The sequence below is a fragment of the Sinorhizobium meliloti genome, assembly GCF_017876815.1.
Taxonomy (GTDB): Bacteria; Pseudomonadota; Alphaproteobacteria; order Rhizobiales; family Rhizobiaceae; genus Sinorhizobium; species Sinorhizobium meliloti.
In genome coordinates, this window is record NZ_JAGIOS010000002.1 from 1,239,134 (window position 1) to 1,257,728 (window position 18,595).

Consider the following 18,595-nt stretch of genomic DNA (forward strand, 5'->3'; position numbering starts at 1 on the left):
AACATGAGAGTGAAAGTCCCATTCTTCGGGAGAGAGGTCCGCGGCACCCGACATGCGCTGCTCGGCAGGCACTTCGTCCTTGGCGTCTTGCCGGTCGCCCTATTCCTCTGGAATTCACCGGCGTCCGCGGAAGTTGCCGTTCCTGACAACGCCCGCACCATGACGGGCGTGGAGCTCTACATGATTTTCCAGGGCAAGACCTGGACATGGGAGAGCGGCGCCGGCCGGATGGAGAGTGAAGACCGTGCGTTCTGGGCCTGGGCGCAATCGTCAACGGGAGAGAGCTGGGCCGAAGGCCGCTGGAGCGTGAATGACCGCGGCCAACTCTGCCTGATGGCCGTGTGGCACAGCCAGAGTGCTGCCGCCCCCGACAAGACCTGCTTCAGCCACCGCACGCTCGACGGAACCATTTACCAGAAAAGAGAGCCGTCGGGCGAGTGGTACGTCTTTAGACATGCCAAGGCGCAGGCAGGCGACGAGTTCAACCGTCTTGTCTCGGAAGATCTGGTCGCTTCCAAGCTCGCAGCCGTCAAGGAGCGTCTCGAGCGCCAAGTGAAAGAAACAAAGAATAGCGTTCGCCGGCACGCCGGCACGAACGCGGTTGGAGGTATGCAATGAACAGGAAATCAAAGGCCATTGCCTTCGCATCTTTCGGGCTATTGCTGTCCGGTACGGTGCTCGCGGCCAACATCCCGCGGGGTATTCCCGATCCGAACTCGGCGACGATGGCAACGCCATCGGACAAGCGGCCCGTACTAACGGAGAACTCGGTCGATTTCGGCGCTTACGATCCTCACGGCGACTTCGGCACGCCGGGCAGCTCAAAGATCGAGCATCTCTTCCTGCCGTGGGAAGACGTCGACCTGTCGACGCTGACGCTTGCCGACGACTACGCCCAAGCGCGCGGCCGCTCGCTCATGATCACCGTGGAACCGTGGTCGTGGTCGCCCGAGTGGCGCGTGACCGAAGGGGAACTCCTGCGTTCGATCCTGAGCGGCGAACGCGACGAGAACATGGCTCGGGTCTGTTCGGCCGCCGCCGCCCTCAAGAGTCCCGTCATCATCCGCTGGGGTCAGGAAATGGACGAAACCGATAACCAGTTCTCCTGGTCGCATTGGCGGGGCGAGGACTTCAAGGCAGCCTATCGCCGCGTGGTGAATGTCTGCCGCAGCCACCTGAAGAACGCGAAGTTCATGTGGTCTCCCAAAGGCAACGAGGGGCTGGAAGCCTTCTATCCAGGTGACGACGTCGTCGATATCGTCGGGCTCTCGGTATTCGGTTACCAGCCTTACGACCAGGGCACGACCGGCCGCGATCAGACATTTGCGGAGCGGCTAGCGCCCGGATACGGCCGGGTGATGAACTACGGCAAGCCGATCATGGTCGCCGAGCTCGGCTACGAGGGCGGTGGTTCATACGTCGCAAGCTGGGCGGCAACGGTCGCCGAGCGCCACGCCGAATTCCCCCAACTGACAGCCGTGGTCTACTTCAACGATCGCGAGATTTATGACTGGCCGCAGGGCTACGGCCGGCCCGATTGGCGGGTCGTCCGCAATACCATTAGCGGGCAAGTGCCCGATGGAGGCATGTGATGAAATCGATATATCGAGGAATACCTTTGGCCATCGCGCTGGCCGCCAGCATAGCCGGTGCTTCACTCGCCGAAGCCGCCGCTGGGCGTGCCGAGAGGAAGACCACTCCCCTGACGCACGCAGAACTGTACCAACTCTACGGCCAGAAATCCTGGATATGGAAAGAGGGCGCAGGCTATTTCTCGGTGCAGGCGCGCCGGTTCATCGCCTGGTCCAAGGAGAACGGAAAACCGTCCTATGGGGTAGGCCGCTGGTTCATCACCGGTCCTGGGAAACTATGCTTCCGTGCCGAATGGCATGCCAGGGATGGCTCGTCGCCAGCGACGACCTGCTTCAGCCACGCCAAGCGGGGTGGCGTGATCTATCAGAGGCGGGAGCCGGATGGCGCCTGGTACGTCTTCAAGAACGCACGGGTGAGGCCAGATGACGAGTTCGCCAAGCTTCGGCGCGGCAATTACGTGGGCGCAAGCCTGAACCGCATCGAGGCGAGACTCGGCCGGGTCGAGTAACCCCCGGCCGGGAAGGGGTTGCGCGGTCGGCCGGTGTCAGCAGTGCAAATTGGCTCCGCAGATGAGCCCGGCATCGAACGGCCCGCAACCCCGCCCTTAGGTAGGTTGCACTGAAACAGTGAAACGACCTCGTTTTTTGAAACTGCGCATTCCGAACGGAAAACGACAGACACCTGTCCGGCACTGCTTCTAACGAAGGAAGCAGCGCGAGGTGCTTCCGAAGCCGCTGGGCGTGCAGATATAGGGAGCCCGCCCGAGATAGGCCGAGCGCACCAGTTTTGGCGTTTTTTGCGTGACCGCTTGCTTGCCCAGCGCGGGCTTCCTTTCAGGCGAGGGGTAGCCGACTTCCCGCGTGATCGAAGCGGTCGTTTCCTGGCTGACCGTCGAGGAGCAGCCCCAGGCAGCGGCGGCGAGCATCACCGCAAGAGTGCTGCGGGCGACGGTTTTGCGGGCTTCGAACAGTCCGGACAATGCTTTCGTCTTTACCTTCACAATTGCAACTCCCCGTTTTTTGGTTGTGAAGGAAGGTTAGCCGAAAGGATTTAATTCACGGTCGAGGAAAAGCCGACAATTCGCCGGGATTGCGCATCAGGCCCTTAACCATTCGGCCTGTCGCGCCTGATTTGGAGTTGCTGCCGAACCGGCCCAGCAGCCGTCAATTTTCGACCTTGTTGCTGAAATGCGCGTTGCCGAGGCCAGTCCCGATCGTCAGGATCCCCCAACTCGATGCATTCTGCACGAAGGGTATCTGCGACAGACCTTGCACGACGGCGTCGTTGTGCATGATCACGAAGGTCTCGTGATCGCCGATTTGCGGAATGGCGTCCTTAAGGGCGGCGGGCAGGTTGAAATGCTCGCTTTCCCAGTTGCCGCCCGGCAGGTTCTGGCCGCCGCGAAGGATCGAGCCATCCTCGTTGATCACACCGGGGCAGGCCACGCCGATGACCGGCGCCGGCGCGAGGTCTGCCTTGTCCGCCTTGGCTATAAGCTTCTCGATCATGCCGATGAGCCCCTCGATGGTCGTGCTTCTGTTGGGCTTGTCATCCGCATGGCGCCAGATATCCGATTTCCAGACCTTGGCCTTGGAGAGATCGGTTTCATCCTTCAGGTGCAGCTCGACTATGCCCACGCGGATATTGGTGCCGCCGATGTCGATGGCGAGGATCGCCTTGTGTCCCTTCAGCATCCAGGCGGGCATGAGATGCGCGGCACCGATAAGTCCCGCATCATCCGGATGGTGAACGATAGGGGAGAGTTCGATCTTGATGCCTTCAGCCTTCAGTAGCACCATTGCCCGGGCAATGGCCAATTCACCTACTGCGCTTCCCCGGAAGCCTCCGCCGATTACCACGCGTTCCGTATTCTTCCAGTTCTTTTGTTGCAGAAACCGTTCGAGAACGCTGGCGAGTTCGCCGGCGAAATCGTCGACCGCACCCATGATCAGGGCGGCCGCCTCCTTGTCGTCGCCGCGCAGAAGGGCATCGACTTGCTTTTTGGACAGATCCTGGGTCAAAGCCTGCCCCAGCGGATCGTCGCCGCCTTTGCGCACGCGTTTGCGCCACGCGTCGAGCTTCTCCTGGAAGGCAAATTTGTTGGCCCTGTCGCCAAGGAAGCCGTCGCCGTCACGCAGCTCCAGATTATAATCGTCAACCGTCACCGACGGCAGATCGCTGGCCCCATGAATGAGCGGGACGCCATTTCGTTTTTCGTTCGCGGATCTGCCCACGCAACCTCCCGAGCTTCGCCTCGCTGGACTTGCCGAATAGCTGAGTACCTTACAACGTAGCGGGCGGTGCGATGTTCCCGTCCGCGACTTTCGATACGCGCGTGACGATCTGCGGGAGCCCGTCGCTTCGGTAACATTGTTGACGCGGGCATCCATGCTTGCGACAACGCATTCATGCAGACACCGATCAATATCGACCCGGAATATCTCACCAGCCGGCTGAAAGCTCTGCTCGACATTGCGAGCCCCACCGGCTTCACCGATGAGGCGGTGCGCTACACGGCGCGTGAGCTCGAGCGCCTCGGCCTTGAAGTCAAGCTGACCCGCCGGGGTGCGATCCGCGCTCTTCGGCCGGGGGCTGCCGAGCGGCCGGCCCGCGGGATCGTCTCGCACTTGGACACCCTCGGCGCGCAGGTGAAGGCGCTGAAGGAAAACGGCCGCCTCGAACTGGTATCGATCGGGCACTGGTCGGCACGGTTCGCGGAGGGGGCTCGCGCCTCGATCTTTTCCGGCAAGGGCACCTATCGCGGCTCAATTCTCCCTCTGAAAGCTTCCGGTCACACCTTCAACGAGGAGGTCGACACGCAACTGACAGGCTGGCGCCATATCGAGCTGCGCGTCGATGCGCTCGCCCGCGACCGCAACGACCTGGTGCAGCTCGGAATAGACGTCGGCGACATCGTCGCCATCGATCCGCAGCCGGAATTCCTCGAGAACGGGTTCATCGTTTCGCGGCATCTCGACGACAAGGCGGGGGTCGCCATCATGCTTGCGGCGCTTGAGGCCATGCAGCGTGAGAAGGTGGACACGCCGGTCGACACCTATTGGCTCTTCACCATCGGCGAGGAAGTAGGTGTAGGCGCGTCAGCGGCAATCGTCCCGGAAATCGCCTCGCTGGTGGCGATAGACAACGGCACGACCGCGCCGGGCCAGAATTCGGACGAGTTCGGCGTGACTCTCGCAATGGCGGACCAGACGGGACCTTTCGACTATCACCTCTCAAAAAAGCTTTACGAGCTTTGCGGCGAGCATGGCATCCGCGTCCAGAAGGACGTCTTCCGCTACTACCGTTCCGATGCCGCTTCCGCGGTCGAGGCGGGGCACGACGTCCGCACGGCCCTTCTCACTTTCGGTGTCGACGCGTCGCACGGCTATGAGCGTATTCACCTCCATGCCCTGATGTCCGTTGCGAAGCTCGCGGTGTATCACACGGCAAGCGAGGTCCAGATCGAGCGCGACGCCGAGGAGGTCTCCGGCCTTCGGGGCTTTACCCGGCAGAAGGTACGACAGGCCGAGCAGGATTTGAAGGCGGACGAGCCGGACGTATCCTGATGCGCCTTGCTTTCAATCGGACTCACTACCGCATCCGACTTGCCTTCATCCGCCTGCCGGTCCGACCGGCAGGCCGAATGCCCCGAGCGCCATCCACACTGCCATGGCAACCATCATCAGGTTCTCGATCAGCGAGACGAATCCGAGAGGAACGTTGCTCGATCCACCGTGGCTGCGAGGCCTACCGGGTAGCGCGGCAATCGAAAGCAGCTGTCGATTGCCGGATTATTTTGCCTCTGTGACCGGCATAACTTATCGCAAGTCAACAGTTCCAATTCGCCGTGGAACAGTAGTCTTGACCATTTTGCAACGGTCTTTGTCCCGACCGAAAAGGGCGGAAACAGACGAGATGTTTCGCCTCGCACCATACTCCGTTAGACGGCTGCCTGCTTGTCTCCCGCGAGAGTGTACGCCACGAGCGCATTTGCATGGCCGTGGCCCATTCCGTGTTCGCTCTTCAGCAGATCGACGAGTTCCATGTGCTTTGCTGGATAGTGCTTTCGCACGAGCGCCTGCCAATCACTGATCGGACGGCCGTATTTCTTCTCGATCGATGGAAAATAGGAAGCAGGCCCTTTGATCTTCTCGGTGGTCATAGCGTGTCACCTCCTTTTCGTGCCGCATCGATCGCAGCTACGTCGATTTTCCTCATCGACATCATCGCGTCGAATGCGCGTTTTGCTTGTTCGCCACCTGCTGCAAGCGCGTCCATTAGAGTGCGAGGTGTGATCTGCCACGATACGCCCCACTTATCCTTGCACCAGCCGCATTCGCTTTCCTGACCGCCATTGCCGACGATGGCGTTCCAATAGCGATCTGTTTCTTCCTGATCCTCGGTGCTGATCTGGAATGAGAAAGCTTCGCTGTGCTTGAATGTGGGGCCGCCGTTCAATCCGATGCAAGCGACACCTGCCACCGTGAACTCCACGACCAGCACGTCTCCCTCCTCTCCGTCGGGGTATTTGCCGGGCGCGCGAATGACGGCTCCGATCTTGCTGTCTGGGAAGGTGTCCGCATAGAAGCGGGCGGCTTCCTCAGCGTCCTTGTCGTACCATAGACAAATGGTGTTCTTAGACATCGCGTCGTCCTCCTGGTCGTTGTCCTTCAGATCGAGAGCCCGACCTGATGATACGATGACGCACCAGCCGCAACCGATCCGACATCGTCATCATCAAAAATCGGTGCTCTCTTTCGATCCATCTCGTTTTGTGGACCGAACGCCTCGGGCCGAGGCAACGTCGATCGCCTTTGCGCCATTTAGAGGGTCACCATGGGCGGGGCTTCGTCGAGGGGCATCCTCTCTATGTCGCGCTCGATGGAGGGTCTGTAATTCAATCATGATAAATCATTGCAAGGCGAATATTTATCGTTATAAATAGCCCCTCGCGAACTGAAGCCAAATCGAAAGGATCTTCCCCATGAAGAGGCTGTTTCGGAGCGCCATCGCCTTGGCCGCTCTTGCTTTTGCAGGGGCCGCCGCAGCGCAGACTCCGCCCGATGTTCTCGTCGTTGGCCAGATTGCCGAGCCGCAGTCTCTGGACCCGCATACGGTGACCGCAACCAATGACTTCCGCATTCTGGTCAACGTCTATGATGGCCTGGTCCGTTTCAAGGACGGTACATTGGAGGTCGAGCCGGCGCTTGCGGAAAGCTGGAAAATCTCGGACGATGGCAAGACTTATACGTTCACGCTAAGGCAGGGGGTGAAGTTCCACGACGGTTCGAATTTCGATGCCGAGGCGGTGAAGTTCAACTTCTACCGCATGCTGAAGAAGGACCATCCGTTCTACGACACCGGGCCATTCCCGCTTTCCTTCAACTTCGCCTCCGTCGAAGCGGTTAACGTGCTGGATGAGCATACGGTCGAGTTCAAGCTCAGCGAAGCCTTTGCGCCGTTCCTTTCAAATCTAGCCTATCCCACGGGTCTGATCGTTTCGCCGGTCGCCGTGGAAAGACATGGCAAGGAATATGGCCGCAGCCCGTCGGGGACCGGCCCGTTCAAATTCGTCGAGTGGCTGTCGAACCAGCGTGTCGTCGTGGAGCGCAATCCGGACTACTGGGATGGCGCCGCGAAGCTTCAGGCCGTCGTCTTCCGCCCCATCACCGACGCCAACACCCGCGTCGCCGAGATGATGGCTGGCGGTATCGACGTGATGGTCGAGGTGCCGCCGGACAATCTCGCGACCTTTGAGCAGGATGCCAATTTTGCCGTGGCCGAGCAGGCGGGGCCACATGTCTGGTTCACCATCCTGAACACCAAGCAGGGCCCCTTTGCCGACAAGCGCGTGCGCCAGGCGGCCAATTATGCGGTGAACAAGCAAACGCTGGTCGACGACGTGCTGCGGGGAACGGCGACGGTCGCGGCCGGCCCGATACCGCCCGCCTTCAACTGGGTGGAAAGCTCGGTGGAGCCCTATGCCCATGATCCCGAAAAGGCCAGGGCACTGCTCGCGGAAGCCGGCGTCGAAAATCCGCAGGTGACGTTCTACGTCACCGAAGGCGGCTCGGGCATGCTCGATCCGATCACCATGGGTGCGGCGATCCAGGCGGATCTCCAGGCTGTCGGCTTCAAGGTCAAGATCGAAACCTACGAGTGGAACACCTTCCTTGGCCGCGTAAATCCGGGCCTCGAGGGCAAGGCGGACATGGCCGAGATGGCCTGGATGACAAACGATCCGGATACCGTCCCCTATCTGACGTTGCGCACCGATGCCATGCCCGACAAGGGAGGCTTCAACTCCGGCTACTATTCCAATCCGCAGCTGGACGAGCTTCTGGAAAAGGCGCGCAGGTCCACCGACCAGGCCGAACGCGGCAAGCTCTATGGCGAGGTCCAGTCGATCGTGCATGACGACGCGCCGTGGCTCTTCGTCGCCAACTGGAAGCAGAACGCGGTGACGACCGCCGCCGTCAAGGGTTTCAAGCTGCAGCCCTCCTTCCTCCTCGATCTCCATGGCGTGACGAAAGAGTAGCTCGTGCACCGGAAATCGCCGCCGGCATGTTCGTTCTGCCGGTGGCGACCAACACGGACCTCCCCGGAGGGTTATCCATGCAGGCCTATGTCCTGAAGCGGCTTGTTGCCGTGGTGCCCGTCCTGTTCGGGCTTTCCATCATCGTCTTTCTCGTCATGGCTCTCATTCCTGGCGACACGGCGACGGCCATTCTCGGCTCCTATGCGACGCCGGAAAACGTCGAGCGCATCAATCGTGACCTCGGACTCGACAAGCCGCTGGTGCAGCAATACGCGATCTGGATCGGCAACGTGCTGCAGGGCGATTTCGGCCGGTCCTTCGCGCTGAACCGGCCCGTGCTCGACGAGGTGCTGGAACGGTTTCAGGCAACGCTGGTGCTGGCCGGCGTATCGCTGGTCCTGTGCTCGGTGATCGGGCTTCTCGCAGGTGTGGTCTCCGCCGTGCGCCAGTTCGGCTGGGCCGACCGCGTCATCACCTTCTTCGTGCTGGCCGGCATCTCCACGCCTTCGTTCTGGCTCGGGCTCCTGCTCATCTACCTCTTCGCCGTTCATTGGCGCATCCTGCCGGCCTCCGGCATGTACGCCGTCTACGGCGGCGGTGACCTCAAGGATCTTCTGCTCCATCTGATCCTGCCGGCCGCCACGCTCGCCGTCGTTGCCGCCGGCGTCATAGCGAGGCTGACGCGCGGAGCGATGCTGGAGGTCCTGAGGCAGGACTATGTGCGCACGGCCCGCGCCAAGGGGCTGCCCGAGCGGCGTGTGATCTACGCCCATGCCTTCCGCGCGGCGCTGGTCAGCGTCGTTCCCGCGATAGGCATCCAGGCGGGCTTCGTGCTCGGCGGCGCCGTCTATGTCGAGACGGTGTTCCAGTGGCCCGGCATCGGCGCGATGCTCGTGAAGGCGATTTCTACGCGCGATATCCTGCTGGTACAGGGCGGCGTGCTCGTCGTGGCGGCGAGCTACGTCCTGTTCAACCTTCTCGCCGACGTCGTGCAGTCGATGCTCGATCCGAGGATTCGCACATGAGCGCGCTCGCAGCATCGCCGGCTCCGCGGAGGGGATCGGGACGGATCACGTCCTGGCACCTGCTGCTCAACAACCGGCTCGCCACGGGAGGGCTCATGCTGCTCGGACTGATCCTGTTGCTGATTGTTCTGGTCCCGATCCTGCCGCTGCCCGATCCGGATGCCACGGCACCCGTCGACCGGTTGCAGCCGGTGCTGACCGCCGGACATCTTCTCGGCACGGATCAGCTCGGGCGGGACATACTGAGCCGCCTGCTTTGGGGCACGCGGGTCTCGATCGCGGTCGGTTTCGCCGCGACCCTCATTGCGGCCGGGATCGGATCGGCGATCGGCATCATCGCCGGTTACGCCGGCGGGCGCACCGATAACGCCATGATGCGCGGCATCGACATGCTGATGGCCTTTCCCTACATCCTGCTGGCGCTCGCGATCGTCGCCGCCCTCGGGCCCGGACTGATGAATGCTCTCTATGCGATCGCCCTCGTAAATATTCCGTTCTTCGCCCGGAATGTGCGCGGCGTGACGCTCGGCTACGCCCATAGCGAATTCGTCGACGCGGCGCGGCTCTCCGGTAAGGGACATCTGTCTGTTATTCTCACCGAAGTTCTGCCGAACGTGATGCCGGTCATCGTCATCACCATGTCGACGACGGCAGGCTGGATGATCCTCGAGACGGCCGGGCTCAGCTTCCTCGGCCTCGGCGCGCAGCCGCCCCAGGCCGACCTCGGCTCCATGCTGGGCGAGGGGCGAGCGCAGCTCTTCACGGCCCCGCATGTCTCGGTCGTGCCGGGCGCGATGATCTTCCTGATCGTCATCAGCCTGAACGTTCTCGGCGACGGAATCCGCGACGTGCTGGACCCGCGGCTTCGCTCGGGCGCTCTCGCGCGGCCGGGGCCGGTCACCGAAGTCGCCCCCGACCGCACCGCGCCGGCAAACACGGCTGAAGGTGCTTGCCTGGCGATCGAGAAGCTGGAAACCGGCTTCCGGAGGGGAAAGGAGATCGTGCCGGCGGTTCGGGACGTCTCGCTGCATGTGGAGCCGGGCGAATGCCTTGGGCTTATCGGCGAGAGCGGCTCGGGCAAGAGCGTCACCGCCCTGTCCGTCATGGGCCTCGTCGCCTCGCCGCCGGGTGTGATCCGCAACGGTGCGGTCTATCTCGGAAACGACGATGTACTTTCCATGCCTGAAACCAGGCTGATCGCGAAACGCGGCAGCCGCGTCGCCTATGTGTTCCAGGACCCGCTCACGACGCTGCATCCAATGTATCCCGTCGGGCGGCAGGTGGAGGAGGCGATCGCAGCGCATCAGCCGGTCAGGGCGGCCGAACGGCGGGAAAAAGCCGTCGCGCTTCTGGAAAAGGTGGGTATCCCGGACGCCCGCGAGCGGTCGGTGCATTATCCCCACCAGCTTTCCGGCGGTCAGCGCCAGCGTGTCGGCATCGCGATGGCGCTCGCCAACGATCCGGAGATCATCATTGCGGACGAGCCGACGACCGCGCTGGACGTGACGGTTCAGGCCCGCATCCTGGAGCTCCTGCGCGATCTTCAGCGCGAGCAGGGCATGGCGCTGCTCTTCATCACCCACGACTTCGGCATCGTTTCGGAATTCTGCGACCGCGTGGCCGTGATGAAGGATGGCGAGATCGTCGAAACCGGTAAAACCCGGGAGGTACTCGCCAATCCGCAGCATCCCTATACGAAGCGGCTGATCGCCTGCGTGCCCGAGCTCGGAACGGGCGAGCGCTTCCTGGATCGTGTTGCCGGGCTTTTTGCCGGCGGCAAGGCGGAGGTGGCGCAATGACGGGTGCTGCCATTCAGGTTCGGGACCTTTCGAAGACCTTCGGCGGAGGCCGCAGCTTTTTCGGAAAGGCGAAGCATGAGATAAGGGCCGTGAAAGCGGTGTCGCTGGATGTCGCGCGGGGCGAGACCCTCGCTGTCGTCGGCGAAAGCGGGTCCGGCAAGAGCACGCTTGCACGCATGCTCGCCGGCCTAGAGGAACCGACATCCGGCAGCATGCTGATCGCAGGCAGGGATGCGGCGGCACTGCGGCGATCCGGCCCGAGGGCCTTCGGCAAGACGATCCAGTATGTCTTCCAGGATCCGGTCGCTTCGCTGAACCCGCGCAAGACGATCCAGGAAATCCTGGAGACGCCACTGAAGCTTTTGTGCGGCTACGAAGCCCCGCGCCGTCGCGCCCGGATGCAGGAGCTGCTGCACGCGGTGCAGATGCCGGAGGATACGCTCTTGCGCTACCCGCACGAGTTTTCCGGCGGGCAGGCGCAGCGGATCGCGATCGCCCGGGCGCTCGCGACGGAGGCCGAGATCATCGTGCTCGACGAGCCGGTGAGCGCGCTCGACGTGTCCATCCAGGCGCAGGTCCTGCTTCTGCTGCGCGATCTGAAGCAGCGCTTCGGCCTCTCCTATCTCTTCATCAGCCACGATCTGGCGGTGGTCGAGGCGATCTCGGATCGGGTGGCGGTGATGTATTTCGGCGAGGTGGTCGAGACTGCACCGGCCGCCCGCCTTTTTACCGACCCTGAGCACGCCTATACACGACAGCTTGTCGCAAGCGGCCCCCGCATCAGGAAAGAGTGACGGTTCATGCCAGTGGTCATCGAAAAGAAAAAGGAAACCGGTGGAGATGGCCAGCGTCTCTTCGTCCCGGCCGAGCGTACGAAACGCAGACCTGAGGCGATCGCCGATCGCATCAAGGATTACATCCGCTCGGAAGGATTGGGGCCGGGCGACCGTCTTCCGCAGGAGCGCGACCTGATCGACACGTTCAAGGCGGCCAAGGGGACCGTACGCGAGGCGATGAAAGCGCTGGAGACGCAGGGCCTCGTCTTCACGCGCAGCGGCCCGGGAGGCGGCGCCTTCGTCGCCAAGCCCTCGGCGCGGCACGCCATGGAGCTTCTGTCGACCCACTTCTTCTTCGATCAGCCGAGCATTTCCGACATATACGCCATGCGCAAGGTGCTGGAGCCGGAGGTAGCGGCGCTCCTGGCCGGCAGGGTGACGCGGGAGGAACTCATCGCCCTCGAAAACACGATCCGCATCTACGATCATCCCCCCGCCGATCTGGACGAGCAGTATCGCCAGCGCGTCGCCGAGCTCGACTTTCATTCGATGCTGGCGCAACTCTGCCCGAATCCGCTTCTCGGCTTCGTCTGCGGGCTCATGCACAATCTGCTGCGCGAACTCCCGGCCGCACGAGCGATCTATGCCGACCCGACGTCGCTTTCGCGAGAAACGGGCTTGTCGTTCCAGTACCGGCTCATGGCCGCGCTCAAGGACGGGCGGTCGGAGGATGCGCGCGTGATCGCCGCCGAGCATATGGCTTTCGCCGAAAGCTACATGCTCGAACGTGCAGCCGCGACCAAGTGACGCCCATGGCGGAACTGTCGGCCCGGTGGGGCATTGAGTTTTCATAGCGCCGTCAGGGCCGCGGATCGATCCGCGGCCCTGACGGCGCGTCTCGTACCAACAATGGAGGTTTCGACCCGGTTCATGTGTGGAATTTGTGGAGAAGTCAGGTTCGATGGCGGTTCGCCGTCGGTTACGGCAGTCTCGATCATGGCGGACGTCCTTGCCCCTCGCGGGCCGGATGCGTCAGGCGTGGTGGTGCGCGGGAATGTCGGACTGGGGCACCGGCGATTGCGTATTCTCGACCTCTCCGACAAGTCGCAGCAGCCGATGGTCGATTCCGACCTCGGCCTATCGCTCGTCTTCAACGGCTGCATCTACAATTTTCGCGAACTGAGGTTGGAGCTTGAAGAGAAGGGTTACAGATTCTTCTCGTCCGGCGATACCGAGGTCATCCTGAAGGCGTGGCATGCCTGGGGCGAGGAATGCGTCTCGCGTTTCCATGGCATGTTCGCATTCGTCATTCACGAGCGCGACAGCGGACGCGTCGTCATGGCGCGCGACCGTTTCGGGATCAAGCCGCTCTATATCGCCGAAGTACAGGGCGCCTTGCGCTTCGCTTCCGCCTTGCCCGCGCTCGTCAAGGCGGGCGGCGTCGACACCTCGATCGACGTGGCCGCGCTCCACAACTACATGACCTTCCACGCGGTCGTGCCGCCGCCGCGCACGATCCTGAACGGCGTTCGCAAGCTGCCGCCTGCGACCCTTCGCGTTTATGAACGTGACGGCAGCTTCGAGGACCGGCGCTACTGGGATCCGCCCTATCGCCGCCAGGCAGGTGACTCAGCCATAAGCCGCGAGGAATGGCAGGAACAGCTCCTCGACGCGCTGCGCATTGCCGTGAAGCGTCGCATGGTCGCCGACGTGCCGGTCGGCGTGCTTCTTTCCGGCGGCGTCGATTCCAGCCTGATCGTCGGGCTTCTCGCGGAAGCGGGCCAGCGCGGTCTCATGAGCTTCTCCGTCGGCTTCGAGGAGGCAAACGGCGAAAAGGGCGACGAATTCGTCTATTCGGACCTGATCGCCGGTCACTTCGGTACGGATCATCGCAAGATATTCGTCCCCTCCGCCGATCTGATGGGGGCCTTGCCCGGGACCATCGCCGCAATGTCCGAGCCGATGGTCTCCTATGACAATGTCGGCTTCTATCTGCTCTCGAAGGAGGTTTCGAAGCACGTCAAGGTCGTACAGTCGGGGCAGGGTGCGGACGAGGTCTTCGGAGGTTACCACTGGTACCCGCCGCTGATGAACTCCAACGACGTCGTTGCGGATTACGGCAAGGCCTTCCGCGACCGTTCCCACGCGGTCTTGACCACCCAGTTGTCGGATGCCTGGATTGCCGACCATGACGTGAGTAGCGACTTGCTGAACGAGCACCTCCTGCGCGAGGGTGCCGATACGCCCGTCGATCAGGCGCTCCGCCTCGACAGCAACGTTATGCTCGTCGACGACCCCGTGAAGCGGGTCGACAATATGACCATGGCCTGGGGCCTCGAAGCGCGCGTGCCTTTCCTCGACCACGAGCTGGTGGAACTTGCCGCGCGCATGCCCCCGGAGGAGAAGCTGCGCGACGGCGGCAAGGGCATTCTGAAGGACGTGGCGCGCCGGGTCATTCCGAGCGAGGTCATCGACCGCAAGAAAGGCTATTTCCCGGTGCCGCAGCTCAAATATATCGCCGGTCCGTATCTCGATCTGATCCGCGATACCTTGCGCTCGCAGAAGGCGCGCGAGCGGGGCCTCTTCCAAGATGCTTATCTTGACCGCCTGTTCCAGGAGCCGTCGGATCACATCACGCCGCTGCGCGGCTCCGAACTGTGGCAGGTCGGACTTCTTGAAATGTGGCTTGAAGCGCAGGGGGTATAGCATGAAGAAGTCGCGCGAGATCGCATTGCCGCGTCAACGCAGCAAGGGCACCAAGGCGGTCACGCACCGGCTGAACCGGTTGCGGACGCATACTCAGCCAGGGCGCGATGCCGAGGGGTCGAGAACCGCCGGAGGGGCGAAGCGGGACGTCGTGCTCGACTGCGGTTGGGGCAGGCTCCTGTTCGCGCAGACGTTTTCCGACGACGAGAAACTCTTGTCCGAATTGCGCGAGGAAGCCCCCTCGAGCCGGGACATTGCCTTCTACGTACGGGACCCGCATGTGCTTCTGTCACGGGCGCCACAGGAGATTTTCCTCGACCCCTCCCACACCTACCGGCTCGACCTGTGGACCTACCGTGCAAACACCCGCCGCACGCGAGGCATCACGATCCGCAGGCTCGCGTCGGAAGCCGATGGAGACGGCATCAACCGGGTCTATGCCGCTTGCGGCATGGTCCAGATCCGATCCGATTTCTTCTCGTCCGAGCGGGACGACCGGTCGCTGACCTATTTCGTGGCGCAGGACGACGCCACGGGCGAGATCGTCGGCACGGTCACCGGCATCGACCACCAGAGACTGTTCGACGATCCGGACCGCGGCGCTTCGCTGTGGTGTCTCGCGGTGCATCCGCAGGCGCGCCAGCCGGGCATCGGCGAACATCTGGTCCGCAAGCTTGCCGAGCATTTCCAGGCACGCGGCCTTTCCTATGTCGACCTGTCGGTGATGCACGACAATACGTTGGCGATCGGGCTCTATGAGAAGCTGAATTTCCGGCGCATGCCGCTTTTCGCCATCAAGCGGAAGAATGCGATCAATGAGAAGTTTTTCGCGATGCCACATCAATCCTACGATGCGCTCAATCCCTATGCGCGGCTGATCGTGGATGAGGCGACGCGGCGCGGGATCCATGTCGAAATCACCGATGCGGAAGGCGGGTTTTTCCGCCTGTCCCATGGCGGACGCTCGATTCATTGCCGCGAGAGCCTATCGGAACTGACTTCCGGCGTCGCGATGTCGATCTGTGACGACAAGGCGATTACCCGCCGCATGGTCTCCGCGGCAGGGCTGGTCGTCCCGGACCAGATCGAAGTGGATGAAAACGGCAAGGCCATTCAGGACTTCCTAAAGAAGCACGGCAAGCTGGTGGTCAAGCCGGCACGCGGCGAGCAGGGCCGGGGCATCTCGGTCGGCATCACGACGATGGAAGCGCTGGAGGAGGCAATCGCCTCGGCCCGTCAGGTCTGCGACCGGGTATTGCTGGAAGCCTTTTTCGAGGGAGAGGACCTCCGCCTCGTGATCATCGACTATACGCTTGTTGCCGCCGCGGTTCGCTTGCCGCCGCGGGTCATTGGCGACGGCCGCAGCAAGATCGCTTCCCTCATCGGGAAACAGTCGCGCCGCCGCGAGGCCGCTACGGGCGGCGAAAGCCGGATTCCGCTCGATGCGGAGACGGATCGCTGCCTTGGGGAGCAGGGTCTCGATCTCGAAACGATACTGGAAGAGGGACGGGAGATTACGGTTCGCAAGGCCGCCAATCTCCATGCGGGCGGTTCGATCCACGACGTGACGGAGATCGTGCACCCCGATCTTGTCGAGGCCGCCTGCCGCGCGGCGCGGGCAATCAACATCCCGGTGGTCGGCATCGACCTCATGGTCCGCGATCCGGCGGAACCGGACTACGTCTTCATCGAGGCCAACGAGCGCCCCGGCCTGGCAAATCACGAACCACAGCCGACGGCGGCGAGCTTCATAGAGCTGCTTTTCCCCGGCAGCCGCACGGCAGTGTAGCGGCCCGTCATTCCCGCGGCATCTCGCTGTCCATCAGCGCATCGAGCGGACCGGTCAGCGCCGTTCTCGGCGGCACGAGCTGCGGCTCGATCATGTGTATCTGCAAGGATGCTCTCGGTTCCTCGATCACTTCGAAGGCCTTGGCTATCATTCCCTCGATATTCTGCCGGATCATGATGACGGGGAAGGGGAGGAAGGAGGCGAACGGGTCGTAATCGTAGCAGCCGACGACGAGATCCGTGAAATTTTCGAGCGGATGCTCGGCCATGAAACGCAGCAATCCCTCGAAATTGATCGATGAGTTGACGAAGAAGCCGCGCGGCAGTTTTCCATGCTGTTCGTAGAAGGCTTCGAACGCCTTTCGCGCGTTGTCGGCGGCATAGCCGGTCGGCCATATGCACTCGTCCGGATCGCTTCCCAGCAGCTCCTGCTTCACCGCCCGAAATCCGCGGATGCGCTCGCGCGTGGCGTGATCATCGCGCCCGCCGAACAGGTAGAGATCGTCGGGCTCGAGCGGCCGCTCGGCGGGGAAGTGGCGGATGATCGCCTCGGTCAGGAGGCGGCCGCCTTCGAAATTGTCGCTGATGACCGACGGCACTTTCGTACCGGGGAGATCGATGTTGATATGCCTTAGGCCGGCCGCTTCGCAGACCTCGTGCACGCCATCGGGATCCGTCGCGCCGCAGATAAACAATTCGTCGATGGAATAGGAGATCAGCGTTTCGGCCGTCCTGCGCTCCTCCTCCGGGTCCCGGCTCGCACTGACAACGATCGGACATTGGCCCTTGCTACGCACATGCGCCTCGAAGGTCTGGGCAAGCGAAGAAAAGTAGCGGTTGTCGTGTACGGGCAGGAGCAGACCGACGAGGCCGGAACGGGAACTGCGTAGGCCCCGCGCTTGCCGGTTTGCAGTGTACTGGTGGGTTTCGGCGAGGCTTCGGATGAGCTCCGCGGTGCTTTCCTTGATCCGTCGCTTGCGCCACGTGCCGTTTAGCACCGCACTGACGGTAGAGGGCGAACTTCCCGACAGCACCGAGAGATCATAGATCGTCGCTTTTTTCCTGCCGCCGTTCGTCATCTGACCTCCTCCAAACCCCGGAAAACCGATGCGCACGTTTCCTGGAATTGCTCTAGTGCCGATTTCGGCTTGACGAAAAATTAAGTCTGAATGATAGTCATTGCACCATCGATTGTGCAAAAAAGAAATATCGATTGTGCAAGTTGTTGGTGCCGTCTGAGGAGGCGGCCGTCAGCGGCGGGATATCCCCTTCCGTGCAAAAGAATTAAGCTGGAGGCCGGCGCGTGAAGCGCCCGGGAGCGTTCCCCTCGGGGAAACATGTGGAGGAGAAACATGATCAAGAAAATTCTTGCCGCCGCTCTGGCGGCGTCGCTTTCGCTTGCGGGTGCCTATACCGCCGCGGCGCAGGATACGGGCAAGGTCGGTGTCGTCGTCAAGATCGGCGGCATACCGTGGTTCAACGCCATGGAGGCGGGTATCAAGGAGCGCGGCGAAAAGCTTGGCGTCGACGCTTTCATGGTCGGGCCGACCAGTGCCGACCCGGCACTGCAGGTTCGCGCGATCGAAGACCTGATCGCCCAGAACGTCAAGGTGATCGGCGTCGTACCCAACGACGCCAAGGTGCTGGAGCCGGTGCTCACCAAGGCCAGGGAAAAGGGCATCATCGTCATTACGCATGAATCCCCCAGCCAGAAGGGCGCGGATTGGGATTTCGAGCTCGCGTCCGCCACCGGCTTCGGTGAGGCGCATGCAAAGCTGCTTGCGGAGAAAATGGGCGGCAAGGGCGAATATGCCGTCTTCGTAGGCTCGCTGACCGTGCCGCTGCACAATGCCTGGGCCGACGCAGCAATTGAATACATCAAGAAGAACCATCCCGAGATGACGCTTGTCGGCGATCGTTATGGCGTCGCAGAGGATGTGGACAAGAGCCGTTCGACGGCGCTCGATCTGATCTCCGCTCATCCGGATCTCAAAGGCTTCCTTGCCTTCGGAAGTCAGGGCCCAATTGGTGCCGGGCGCGCTATCGAGGAGCGCCGCAAGGTCGGCGAAATCTTCGTTCTCGGGCCTTTCTCGCCCGGCCAGGGCCAGAAGCTCATCAAGTCCGATGCCATTTCCGGCGGCTTCATGTGGAATCCCAAGCAGGCCGGCGAAGTCTTCGTGACGCTCGCCGCCAAGCTCATGAAGGGCGAGGAAATCAAGGACGGCGAGGAAATCGAAGGTCTCGGCGTGATCCACCCCGACTTCGAAAATCGAAACATCATCGTCGACCAGCTCGTGCCGATCAACAAGGAGACGGTCGCCGACCTCGCCGCGATGGGTCTCTGAACGGACAGAAGTTGGGCGGGAGCCA

The 18,595-nt window shown here is 62.2% G+C and carries 17 protein-coding genes; 12 read left to right on the forward strand and 5 right to left on the reverse strand.

Annotated features, from left to right (window positions below; genetic code table 11):
* Positions 1–3: 3 nt before the first annotated feature.
* Genes JOH52_RS24725 through JOH52_RS24735 form a run of 3 tightly spaced genes read left to right on the forward strand, consistent with a single transcriptional unit; the run spans position 4 to position 2,101 of the window.
* On the forward strand, positions 4–618 hold the full coding sequence (locus JOH52_RS24725) for a DUF995 domain-containing protein (RefSeq protein ID WP_013849946.1): 615 nt from the start codon (positions 4–6) through the stop codon (positions 616–618).
* Positions 615–1,592, forward strand: coding sequence for a glycoside hydrolase family 26 protein (locus JOH52_RS24730; protein ID WP_013849945.1), 978 nt, complete (start codon positions 615–617; stop codon positions 1,590–1,592). Before JOH52_RS24725 ends, JOH52_RS24730 begins: the two co-directional genes overlap by 4 nt.
* Entirely contained in the window at positions 1,592–2,101 is a 510-nt protein-coding gene (locus JOH52_RS24735; RefSeq protein ID WP_013849944.1) for a DUF995 domain-containing protein, read from the forward strand. The genes JOH52_RS24730 and JOH52_RS24735 overlap by 1 nt, the downstream gene beginning before the upstream one ends.
* A gap of 189 nt (positions 2,102–2,290) precedes the next feature.
* On the opposite strand, the gene JOH52_RS24740 is transcribed toward JOH52_RS24735, so the two are convergent.
* Both JOH52_RS24740 and JOH52_RS24745 read right to left on the reverse strand, forming a co-directional pair.
* Entirely contained in the window at positions 2,291–2,593 is a 303-nt protein-coding gene (locus JOH52_RS24740) for a hypothetical protein (protein WP_013849943.1), read from the reverse strand.
* Positions 2,594–2,756: 163 nt separating this feature from the next.
* Positions 2,757–3,827 carry an ROK family protein gene (locus JOH52_RS24745; protein ID WP_013849942.1) on the reverse strand — a complete coding sequence of 357 codons (1,071 nt, stop codon included), beginning with the start codon at positions 3,825–3,827 and terminating at the stop codon, positions 2,757–2,759.
* A gap of 174 nt (positions 3,828–4,001) precedes the next feature.
* On the opposite strand from JOH52_RS24745, the gene JOH52_RS24750 reads away from it, so the two are divergent.
* Positions 4,002–5,159 (forward strand): osmoprotectant NAGGN system M42 family peptidase, encoded by a 1,158-nt coding sequence (locus JOH52_RS24750; RefSeq protein WP_153530276.1) that lies wholly within the window; start codon positions 4,002–4,004, stop codon positions 5,157–5,159.
* Positions 5,160–5,533: 374 nt separating this feature from the next.
* On the opposite strand, the gene JOH52_RS24755 is transcribed toward JOH52_RS24750, so the two are convergent.
* Both JOH52_RS24755 and JOH52_RS24760 read right to left on the reverse strand, forming a co-directional pair.
* Complete coding sequence (locus JOH52_RS24755; RefSeq protein ID WP_013849940.1) at positions 5,534–5,755, reverse strand: DUF4287 domain-containing protein; 222 nt, start codon at positions 5,753–5,755, stop codon at positions 5,534–5,536.
* On the reverse strand, positions 5,752–6,237 hold the full coding sequence (locus tag JOH52_RS24760; RefSeq protein WP_014527458.1) for a VOC family protein: 486 nt from the start codon (positions 6,235–6,237) through the stop codon (positions 5,752–5,754). The genes JOH52_RS24755 and JOH52_RS24760 overlap by 4 nt, the downstream gene beginning before the upstream one ends.
* 340 nt (positions 6,238–6,577) lie before the next feature.
* Here JOH52_RS24760 and JOH52_RS24765 point away from each other — a divergent pair, with 340 nt between their 5' ends.
* From JOH52_RS24765 to ngg, 7 genes are all read left to right on the forward strand, one after another.
* Complete coding sequence (locus JOH52_RS24765) at positions 6,578–8,131, forward strand: ABC transporter substrate-binding protein (protein ID WP_017271726.1); 1,554 nt, start codon at positions 6,578–6,580, stop codon at positions 8,129–8,131.
* 77 nt (positions 8,132–8,208) lie between these two features.
* Entirely contained in the window at positions 8,209–9,156 is a 948-nt protein-coding gene (locus JOH52_RS24770; protein ID WP_003526466.1) for an ABC transporter permease, read from the forward strand.
* Entirely contained in the window at positions 9,153–10,955 is a 1,803-nt protein-coding gene (locus JOH52_RS24775) for a dipeptide/oligopeptide/nickel ABC transporter permease/ATP-binding protein (protein ID WP_014530703.1), read from the forward strand. The genes JOH52_RS24770 and JOH52_RS24775 overlap by 4 nt, the downstream gene beginning before the upstream one ends.
* On the forward strand, positions 10,952–11,749 hold the full coding sequence (locus JOH52_RS24780; RefSeq protein WP_014530702.1) for an ATP-binding cassette domain-containing protein: 798 nt from the start codon (positions 10,952–10,954) through the stop codon (positions 11,747–11,749). Before JOH52_RS24775 ends, JOH52_RS24780 begins: the two co-directional genes overlap by 4 nt.
* A 6-nt stretch (positions 11,750–11,755) precedes the next feature.
* Positions 11,756–12,538, forward strand: coding sequence for a FadR/GntR family transcriptional regulator (locus tag JOH52_RS24785; RefSeq protein ID WP_003526469.1), 783 nt, complete (start codon positions 11,756–11,758; stop codon positions 12,536–12,538).
* 123 nt (positions 12,539–12,661) lie between these two features.
* On the forward strand, positions 12,662–14,437 hold the full coding sequence (locus JOH52_RS24790; protein ID WP_017271724.1) for an N-acetylglutaminylglutamine amidotransferase: 1,776 nt from the start codon (positions 12,662–12,664) through the stop codon (positions 14,435–14,437).
* 1 nt (position 14,438) lies between these two features.
* Positions 14,439–16,226 (forward strand): N-acetylglutaminylglutamine synthetase, encoded by a 1,788-nt coding sequence (gene ngg, locus JOH52_RS24795; RefSeq protein WP_014530700.1) that lies wholly within the window; start codon positions 14,439–14,441, stop codon positions 16,224–16,226.
* A 7-nt stretch (positions 16,227–16,233) separates the two neighbouring features.
* On the opposite strand, the gene JOH52_RS24800 is transcribed toward ngg, so the two are convergent.
* Entirely contained in the window at positions 16,234–17,304 is a 1,071-nt protein-coding gene (locus tag JOH52_RS24800; protein ID WP_014527452.1) for a LacI family DNA-binding transcriptional regulator, read from the reverse strand.
* Positions 17,305–17,577: 273 nt separating this feature from the next.
* Between JOH52_RS24800 and JOH52_RS24805 the strand changes: the two genes are divergently transcribed.
* Entirely contained in the window at positions 17,578–18,570 is a 993-nt protein-coding gene (locus tag JOH52_RS24805; protein ID WP_010975344.1) for an autoinducer 2 ABC transporter substrate-binding protein, read from the forward strand.
* Positions 18,571–18,595: the final 25 nt, after the last annotated feature.